Origin of the sequence: Algoriphagus sp., assembly GCF_024642405.1 — a bacterium.
In the GTDB taxonomy this organism is placed as follows: Bacteria; Bacteroidota; Bacteroidia; order Cytophagales; family Cyclobacteriaceae; genus Algoriphagus.
Window position 1 is genome coordinate 5,069 of record NZ_JAHEBC010000189.1, and the last position, 2,300, is coordinate 7,368.

Annotated in this window: 2 protein-coding genes; both read right to left on the reverse strand. The window is 40.5% G+C overall.

Annotated features, from left to right (window positions below):
- On the reverse strand, positions 1-449 hold a 449-nt coding region (locus tag Q0L68_RS13520), incomplete at its 3' end, for a DsrE family protein (RefSeq protein WP_296704100.1).
- A 22-nt stretch (positions 450-471) separates the two neighbouring features.
- On the reverse strand, positions 472-2,300 hold a 1,829-nt coding region (locus Q0L68_RS13525; RefSeq protein ID WP_296704103.1), incomplete at its 5' end, for a S9 family peptidase.

The window sequence follows — 2,300 nt, forward strand, 5'->3', positions numbered from 1 at the left end:
ATACTGGGAACCAATTTTTGCTTCATCATGGATTGTCCACAAACAATGAATCTGATTCCATTCTTTTTAAATTCTTCCAAAAGTTCAGCATTTGGATTGTCCACATTAAAGCGCTTTTTATATTCATCATTGCTCAAAACAATAGGTGTGGAGCCCGAAAATACCACAAAAACGAATTCGATATTTTCTTTTGGTACTCCTGCATAGATGTGTGCATTATACATCCTTGCGGCATAGTCTAGGTCCTCTGAAACCTCCTTTTTATCACTTATGCTATTACTGATTTCTATTACGAATTTATAGTTCTGGGTGGGATCAGGTTTGAGGGTTTCAAAAGGAATCACATTTATTCCCCCGTAGCCTTGGATTGCTGGATAGACGATTTCCTGAGCTTTAATAAAACTCAATGTGGAATAGAACAAGATCAAAGTAAATAGATGCTTTTTCATGATTTTGTAGTTTAAATGATTGCTATTTCTGATCTCTATAATGATTAAACCAGCTTAAAATGGAGGCAGATTTGCTCATCAACATACTGGGTCTGTTTACCAAACCATGAGAGGCATTAGGAATTCGAACCATAGCTGTTTCCACTTCCTGTAATTTTAAGGCTGCATAGAATTGCTCCGATTCAGCGATTGGAGTACGATAATCCTTTTCTCCAGAAAGCAGCATCGTTGGTGTAGTTACATTTCCCACAAAAGTAATCGGAGAGCGCTGCGCGTAATTCTCAGGCTCTTCCCAAGGATTACCGGGAAACCAGTATTTCGTAAAGAATGCAGGATTATCTGCATACAAAACGTGAGTAGACCAGTTGATGACTGGTTTTGCGACTACCGCTGCCTTAAAGCGATCGGTTTTACCTACTATCCATGCAGTTAGCAGTCCCCCGCCAGACCCACCAGTGACGAAAAGATTTTCGGTGTCTACATATCCTTTTCCGATAACAGCATCTACGCCAGACATCAGATCTGCATAATCATGATTTGGATAATCGTGGTGGATGGAGTTACCAAATTCTTGTCCGTATCCGGTACTTCCTCGAGGGTTTGAATAAAGCACAACATATCCCGCGGCTGCATATTGCTGGATCTCGTAAGAAAATGCCGGACCATACATGGCAAAAGGTCCTCCATGGATTTCTAAAATAAATGGATACTTTTTAGAAGGGTCAAAATTTGGCGGTGTAACAATCCATCCTTGTATTTTCAATCCATCATAAGATGATTCCCACCAGATTTCCTCCACATTCCCCAGGTTTCTGAATGAAAAAATATCGTCATTTAAAGCAGTGATTCGTTTAGATTCTCCTTCGGACCAAATGGCCAAATCTGCTGGGTGATCAGCCCCTCCTAATGTGTAGGCAAACTTTGCGTTGGTAGAAACTGAAAAATCCCCTGCATTATAAGGCCTACCCAAATCCAGACCACCCAAACCTTCTACCACAGTTCGGATTTTTCCAGTAAGGGCTACATGACCGATTTTTGTGTCTCCAAATTCATCATACTGGAAATAAATTCCTTTTCCATTGGCTTCCCATTGTGGATTTCCGGCATCTCGATCCAGATCAGCAGTCAGGTTTTTAACGCCAGTTCCATCTGCGTTCATTACATAAAGGTTCGTGACTTGGTATCCTTGGAAGGAATCGTCATATCCTGTAAATGCTATCTGAGTACCATCAGGTGAAAGAACCGGATTTCTATCTGGACCAAATCTTGAAGTCAAAGCCGTAATATCTCCAGAACTAAGGTCTAGCTTATATATTTCAGAATTGGCAGGTTCCAATTCATGGTTTTCATGGAGATTGGCAGAGAAGAAAAGGCTTTTTCCATCTTTGCTCCAAATTGGTGAACCGTAATCATTTTCATCAGATGTCCATTGCCTTGCAGTTCCTCCGGCTAGACTAATCGTGAAAATCTGAGAATTACCTGGCTTATAATATCCAGCTCCATCGCCTCTATAATTCATTTCATCGATATAGATCGGAGCCTCATTCCATGTAGCACCTTCTGGCTTACTTGGTATGTTTAAAAGTGACTTTTTAGTTTTAGGAACAAATTGAGTAAATGCTAAGTGCTGATTATCATAAGACCAGGAAACTGATCCAGGTGCATTGGCTGAGTTGGTTAGGGCAACGGATTCTTTTGTATCCAAATACAGGACAAAAAGCTTCATTTTTTCATCCTGTTGATTCGATCTGTAGGCGATTTTAGTTCCGTCATGAGACCAAACCGGACCTACATCATTTTGATTTCCTTGCGTCAAAGGTCGATTTTGAGTTCCGTCGATATTTGAAATCC